This window comes from Streptosporangium sp. NPDC006013, from assembly GCF_040614275.1.
GTDB lineage: Bacteria > Actinomycetota > Actinomycetes > Streptosporangiales > Streptosporangiaceae > Streptosporangium.
On record NZ_JBEXUE010000087.1, the window covers coordinates 20,605 to 27,315 of the forward strand.

6 protein-coding genes are annotated in these 6,711 nt (G+C 69.5%); 4 read left to right on the forward strand and 2 right to left on the reverse strand.

All coding sequences use genetic code 11. The features are described 5' to 3' along the window. Positions 1–84: 84 nt before the first annotated feature. From hppD to ABZ260_RS16130, 3 genes are all read left to right on the forward strand, one after another. Positions 85–1,194 carry a 4-hydroxyphenylpyruvate dioxygenase gene (gene hppD / locus ABZ260_RS16120; RefSeq protein WP_355617541.1) on the forward strand — a complete coding sequence of 370 codons (1,110 nt, stop codon included), beginning with the start codon at positions 85–87 and terminating at the stop codon, positions 1,192–1,194. Between the two features lie 69 nt (positions 1,195–1,263). Continuing rightward, positions 1,264–1,884: an RDD family protein gene (locus tag ABZ260_RS16125; RefSeq protein ID WP_355617544.1), complete on the forward strand. Its 621-nt coding sequence runs from the start codon at positions 1,264–1,266 to the stop codon at positions 1,882–1,884. A 73-nt stretch (positions 1,885–1,957) separates the two neighbouring features. Further along, positions 1,958–3,448 (forward strand): M1 family metallopeptidase, encoded by a 1,491-nt coding sequence (locus ABZ260_RS16130; RefSeq protein ID WP_355617547.1) that lies wholly within the window; start codon positions 1,958–1,960, stop codon positions 3,446–3,448. Positions 3,449–3,570: 122 nt separating this feature from the next. On the opposite strand, the gene ilvA is transcribed toward ABZ260_RS16130, so the two are convergent. Continuing rightward, a complete protein-coding gene (ilvA, locus tag ABZ260_RS16135; RefSeq protein ID WP_355559950.1) occupies positions 3,571–4,779 on the reverse strand; it encodes a threonine ammonia-lyase in 1,209 nt (402 codons plus the stop codon). Positions 4,780–5,003: 224 nt separating this feature from the next. Between ilvA and ABZ260_RS16140 the strand changes: the two genes are divergently transcribed. Next, positions 5,004–5,618: a hypothetical protein gene (locus ABZ260_RS16140; RefSeq protein WP_355617550.1), complete on the forward strand. Its 615-nt coding sequence runs from the start codon at positions 5,004–5,006 to the stop codon at positions 5,616–5,618. A 79-nt stretch (positions 5,619–5,697) separates the two neighbouring features. On the opposite strand, the gene ABZ260_RS16145 is transcribed toward ABZ260_RS16140, so the two are convergent. Next, positions 5,698–6,711: FIST N-terminal domain-containing protein (locus ABZ260_RS16145; protein WP_355617553.1), on the reverse strand; the 1,014-nt coding region annotated here is incomplete at its 5' end.

Genomic DNA, 6,711 nt, shown 5'->3' on the forward strand with positions numbered 1-6,711 from the left:
GATGATCGGCAACCGATTGTGCATGTTGTGCACTGTTTCAAGTGAGTGTTGCACAAACAGACCAGCAAATCAGAAAGTACTCGCATGAGCGATATCTTTCCGGTGAACGGTATGGACTCCGTGGTTTTCGCGGTGGGCAACGCCAAGCAGGCCGCCCACTACTACTCCAGCGCGTTCGGCATGCGGCTCGTGGCCTATCGGGGCCCGGAGAACGGCAGCCGCGACGAGGTGGCGTACGTCCTCACCTCGGGCGCCGCCAGGTTCGAGTTCCGCGGGGCGGTGCGCCCCGGCACCGAGGTCGCCCGCCATGTGGCCGAGCACGGTGACGGCGTGATCGACCTCGCCATCGAGGTCCCCGACGTGGACACGGCCTACGCCCACGCGCTCGCCCAGGGCGCACGGGGGCTGTCGGAGCCGCGGGTGCTGGAGGACGAGCACGGCAAGGTGGTGGTCGCGGCGATCGCCACCTACGGCGAGACCCGGCACACCCTTGTCGACAGGTCCAACTACAGCGGTGTCTACCTGCCCGGCTACCTCCCGGCGGAACCCCTGGTCGCGGCCCCCGACGTGAAGAACGGCCGCCTGTTCCAGGCCGTCGACCACTGCGTCGGCAACGTGGAACTCGGCAAGATGGACGAGTGGGTGGAGTTCTACAAGCGGGTCATGGGCTTCACCAACATGGCGGAGTTCATCGGCGACGACATCGCCACCGAATACTCGGCGTTGATGTCCAAGGTGGTCGCGGACGGCACCCGCAAGGTGAAGTTCCCGCTCAACGAGCCGGCGATCTCCAAGAAGAAGTCGCAGATCGACGAGTACCTGGAGTTCTACGGCGGCCCCGGCGTGCAGCACATCGCGCTGGCCACCAACGACATCCTCGGCACCGTCGACCGCATGCGCGAGGCCGGGGTCGCCTTCCTGGACACTCCCGCCTCCTACTACGACGACCCGGAACTGCGCGCCCGCATCGGCGAGGTCCGTGCGCCGATCGAGGAGCTGAAGAAGCGCGGGATCCTGGTCGACCGGGACGAGGACGGCTACCTGCTGCAGATCTTCACCAAGCCGGTGCAGGACCGTCCGACCGTGTTCTTCGAGCTGATCGAGCGGCACGGCTCGCTCGGCTTCGGCAAGGGCAACTTCAAGGCGCTCTTCGAGGCGATCGAGCGTGAGCAGGACCTCAGGGGAAACCTGTGACCGCGGCTCAGAGGTAACCCACAACCGCCTTTGGCTTTGTGATGGCGCTCTTCCGGCAATCACCCATAAATGGGATCAATACCGCCACCACCGGATGACCGGGGATCGGACCCGTGGTCCGATCCCGCTCCGCCGGGGCCGGGCCACCCAGGCCCCGGCCCCGGCCCTCACCACGGCCCCGGCCCGGAACCCGGCCCCGGCTACACCCCCGGCCCCGGCCCCGGTTACGGCGGGGGGCCCTTCGGCGAGTCCCCCCAGGCCGGGGACATGCGGCTGGGTGGACGATGGCGCCGCCTGTTCGCGGGCATCCTCGACCTCGTCATCATCAGCATCATCTCCTCGCCGTTCAGCTACCGGACCATCAGCACCGTCACGGGCTCCGAGGGCTTCGTCACGATAACGCCCCGCGCGGAGACCCTCCTGGTGGCGGTGATCGGCTTTCTGTACTACTGGCTGCTGACCTCCTTCTGGAACGGGCAGACGCTCGGCAAGCGCCTCTTCCACCTGCGCGTGGCCGACCTCGGCGGGCGGAGGACCGACGTCGGGCAGACCGCGATTCGCGAGCTGGTCCGGTGGGTGATGTACATCACCTGCTGCCTGGGGTGGATAGACCTGGCTTTCATCCTTTTTCAGTCACGCAAGCAGGCCGTGCACGACATCGCAGCCAGAACGCTTGTCATAGACGCCTGATCGACGCAGGTCAGTCGCGTAGTGTGCCATGCACGAGCTCGGCTCAGCGGGCCGGGGAAGGGGTGTTACGGGTATGGCGTCCAAACGGCTGGCCACCACGGCGACCGCCGCTCTGCTCAGCACGCTCGGGACCATCGGCACGGTCGCCTGTGCCGCGTCGAGCGGGGAGAGCGTCCCTGCAGTGAACTCGACGGCGAATTCGACGGTGTCGGGCCCCTCCGCCTCCCCCCTGTCCAGCTCCGCCGCCGACAACAGGGCCAGGCCCGGCGCCCCCGGGATCGGCGACCCCGACTTCCCCACCGACGGCAACGGCGGCTACGACGTCGACCACTACCTGCTCAAGCTGGGCTACACCCCGTCTTCCAAGCGCCTGGCCGGGACGGCCAGGATCGAGGCCCGGGCCACCCAGCACCTGGCGAGCTTCAACCTCGACCTCTCGGGCTTCACGGTCAGCCGGGTCACCGTGGACGGCAGGCCCGCGAGATTCGACCGGGCCGGAAGCGAACTCACCGTCACCCCCGCCGAGTCCATCCCGGACGACGCGACGTTCGCCGTCGAGGTCGCGTACGCCGGAGAGCCCAAACCTGTCCGGAACTCCTCCAATCTGGGCACGTACGGCTTCATTCCGACCCGGGACGGCGCGTTCGTCACGGGTCAGCCCAACGGGGCCAAGACCTGGTTCCCCAGCAACGACCACCCCGCCGACAAGGCACGCTACGACTTCGAGCTCACCGTGCCCGCGGGGCTGACGGCGCTGGCCAACGGCGAGCTCGTCGGCGAGCCGAGGACCGTCGGGGGCAGGACGACCTTCCGGTGGCGGGAGAGCCACCCGATGGCCAGCTACCTGGCCACCATGACGCTGGGCAGGTTCGAGGTGCTTCAGGGCAAGACCCCCGGGGGCCTGAAGAATCTGGCGGCCGTCGACCCGATCTTCCATGGCTCGCTGCGGAGGTTGTACGACGTGTCGGGCAAGGTCACCGACTACTGGAGCACGCTCTTCGGCCCCTACCCCTTCTCCTCGACCGGGGGCGTGGTCGACGACTTCCCCGCGGGCTACGCGCTGGAGAACCAGACCAAGCCCATGTACGGCGGGTTCGCCCCCGACGACGACATCATCGCCCACGAGCTGGCCCACCAGTGGTTCGGCGACAGCCTCAGCATCAAGCGGTGGAAGGACCTGTGGCTCAACGAGGGCTTCGCGACCTACGCCGAGTGGCTCTGGTCGGAGCACGAGGGCCGGTCCACCACCGAACAGCTCTTCCACAGGAACTACGCCGCCGCCGCCGACGCCCCCATCTGGAGCTACGCCCCCGGCCGGGCCAGGCCGGAGGACCTGTTCAACAACTCCGTCTACACCCGGGGCGGTATGACGCTGCACGCGCTCAGGCAGCGGATCGGCGATCCGGCGTTCTTCAAGCTCCTGAAGCAGTGGGTCGCCACGCACAAGTACGGGAGCGTCACGACCCCGGAATTCATCGCGATGGCCGAGAAGATCTCCGGCAAGAACCTCGAAGCCCTCTTCGACGCCTGGTTGTTCACCGCGGAGAAGCCGTCCACCTGGTGACCCGGCGGCGGACCTCGCGGGTCGGGTCCGGCCCGCCGTCGGCCTCCCCTGAGAAGCCGGACGAGACATCCCCGCCCCCGCCCTGACCCGGCTGCGAACCTCGCGGGCCGGGTCCTGGTGACTCAGGTAAAGCTGATCTTGTATCCGTCCGTCCGCAGGGAGCCCAGCACCTCCTCGGAGTGCACCGGCCCCCTGGTCTCCAGTTGGAGCTGCACCTCGACCTCGCCAGGGTGCATACCCAGCCGCTCGTGCACGATGTCGAGCACGTTGGCGCCGAGCTCCGCCAGCCTGGCCAGCAGCGTCGCCAGCGCACCCGGCCTGTCGGAGAGCGGCACCCGCACGGTGAGATAGCGCCCCGCCGCGGCCAGGCCGTGCCGGAGCACCTTGGCCAGCAGCAGCGGGTCGATGTTGCCCCCGGAGAGCACCGCCACCACGGGCGGCTCGAAGACCCGCGGGTGGGCCAGGATCGCGGCCACCCCGGCCACGCCCGCCGGCTCGACGACCTGCTTGGCCCGTTCGAGACAGAGCACCAGCGCCTGGGAGATCTGACTCTCGGTGACGGTGACGACGTTGTCGACCAGATAGTGGATCAGCTCGAAGGGCAGCTCGCCCGGGCGGCCCACGGCGATGCCGTCGGCCATCGTCGAGGCGGGCCGGACCTCGACCGGATGCCCGGCGGCCAGCGACGCCGGGTAGGCGGCGGCCCGCTCGGCCTGGACCCCGACGATCCGCACGCCCGGCCTCAGCGACTTGACCGCCAGCGCGACCCCGGCGGCCAGCCCGCCGCCGCCCAGCGACATCACGATCGTGCCGACCTCGGGGAGCTGCTCCACGATCTCCAGCCCGATCGTGCCCTGCCCGGCGATGACGGCGGGGTGGTCGAAGGGATGGATGAACACCGCTCCGGTCCGCTCGGCATGCTCCCTCGCCCGTTCCAGCGCGACGTCCACGGTGTCTCCCGCGAAGATCACCTCGGCGCCGTACGAGCGGGTGGCGGCCACCTTGGGCAGTGGCGCTCCCTGCGGCATGTAGACCGTCGAGGAGGTCCCGACCAGTCCGGAGGCGAGCGCCACGCCCTGCGCGTGGTTGCCCGCACTGGCCGCGACCACCCCTCGCCGCCGCTCACTCTCGGTCAGCCCGGCGATCCTGACGTACGCCCCCCGGATCTTGAAGGAACCCGAGCGCTGCAGGTGCTCGCACTTGAGGTGGACGGGCCCGCCGACGATGCCCGACAGCACGTGTGAGTGGAGCAGCGGGGTGCGCAGGGCGACATCGGCCAGCGACTCGCGCGCGGCGACCACGTCCTCGTAGGTCACCCGGGACTCCGACATGCGGGCCATCGTACGGCGCGCGCTCGCGCTTTCGCACCGGACCGGGCGGGAGCGCGCGCCGGACGGGACTCCGGCCACCACCTGCGATCGTCCCCAGTCGCTTACAAGAACTTCACAAGACGGTGCGGGCAGACTCACGGAGATGGGATCGGAATCGGTTCCTGGACAACACGGAGCGCAAGATGTACGCGGTGGCTCACACCGGGGGGGCAGGGTGTCCTGAGATGACGGACGGGCGGTTCACGAAGGAGGAGTACGTCGAATGGGCGAGGCGGTGGCTCGGCGACCGCCCGATCCCCGGCGAGCTGCTGCGGATGGTCGCCATCCAGGCCGCCCGGCCCCTCGACGCGGGCCGGGACGCCGACCCGCTGTGCGAGATGGAGATCACCGTACTGGGGCCGGGGAGCACCCACCCGGTGTTCGACGACGACGCCAACCGGGATATCGGCGGGTCTTGGTCGGAGGTGCTGAGCCACCTGTTCCCCGTCGTGGAGACGTTCAACTCGCCCTCGTACGGCGATGGCGTGTACGGATACTGGCTGCACCCGGATGAGCGGGCGGAGCGGCCGCCGATCGTCGCGATCGACAGCGAGGGCACCTTCTTCGCGCCGAGGGGCAGCACCCTCCTTGAGGCGCTGATCGACGATTCCGGCGTCGACGGTGCGGCGTTCGAGCGCCTGGCGGACCGGTTCGCCGCCGTCGGCCTGCCGATCTCCCCGCGCAGCCGTGCCGAGATCCCCTCGTCCGCCATCGTCATGGACCCCGAGACGCTGGAGAAGATCGTGGACGCCGAACACCGAGCGGCCCACACCGCGAACAGAGCCCTCGCCTCGCGATGACCGTCCAGTCCGAATGGCGGAATCGATCGTTTCTCGGCCCACCCGGCTTCGGCGACGAGCAGCTCAAGATCTGCTGGTCTTAAGGGTGGCCGGCGGATGGGCGGGCGGAGAAGACCAGGACCGAGGCGGTGAAGCCGTGAACGTGGTTGTGGCCGCCCACCGGGCCCACCTCCCCCGCGGCGAAGAACCCGGCCACCCCGATGGGGCCCAGGGTGTCGCGGACGGCGACGGCGTCGTGGTCGGCGCTGCCGAACATGGCCGAGCCCCGGCCGTTGCAGGAGAACAGCAGGGCACCGTCCACCCGGCCGAACTCCTCTCGGTGGGCGTCAAGCAGCTCGTACAGGTCCTCGTCGGCGGTGGCGGCGTCGCGGACCTGGAACCGGACGGTACGTCCGATCTCGACGACGTCGCCGATGGCCACCGCCTCACGTTCGGGGTCGATGCCGAGCACACCCCTGATCAGGAAGTCGCCGCGCTCGTGCCGCTCCGCGTACTCGTCCATGGCGATGCCGATCTGCAGCCCCGAGGCGACCAGGTCGCGGTCGTCCTCGTCCAGGGCGCTGACGATCTCCTCCAGCCGCGCCAGGGCGGGCTGCCCCGCGAGTTCGAGCAGCAGGTTGTCCTCGACGGAGGTGACGGCCATCGTCGGGCCGATCGGGCGGCAGCCCTGGCTGACCACGGTGCTGACGTTGAGGTCACCGCTGAGCAGCACCCCGACGGCCCCCTCCGTGTAGATCCTCCCGTCGGCGAACAGCCGCACCGCGCCGCGGCCCTGGATCGCGTTGGCCAGGCCGCCGATCAGCGGAAGATCTCCCATGACCTCCTCTGAGCGCTCGACGAAACCGTCGGTGGGGAAGGTGTAGGGGTCGGCGAGCAGGATGGCGGCGTGATCGTCGGGGCCGCGGTCGGGCAGGCCGACCACGACGAAGCGATCGTCGGTCCGTAGCGTGTCGAGCGCGAAGGTCGTCAGCCGGGCCCCACCGAGGGTGGCGGCCCAGGCGCTGACCGCCGGGGTGACCTCCACCCCCTGCCCGTCACCGATGACCCCGGTGGCGCTGCAGCCGAGGACGGCGGCGCCCGGTGCCATGCTCAT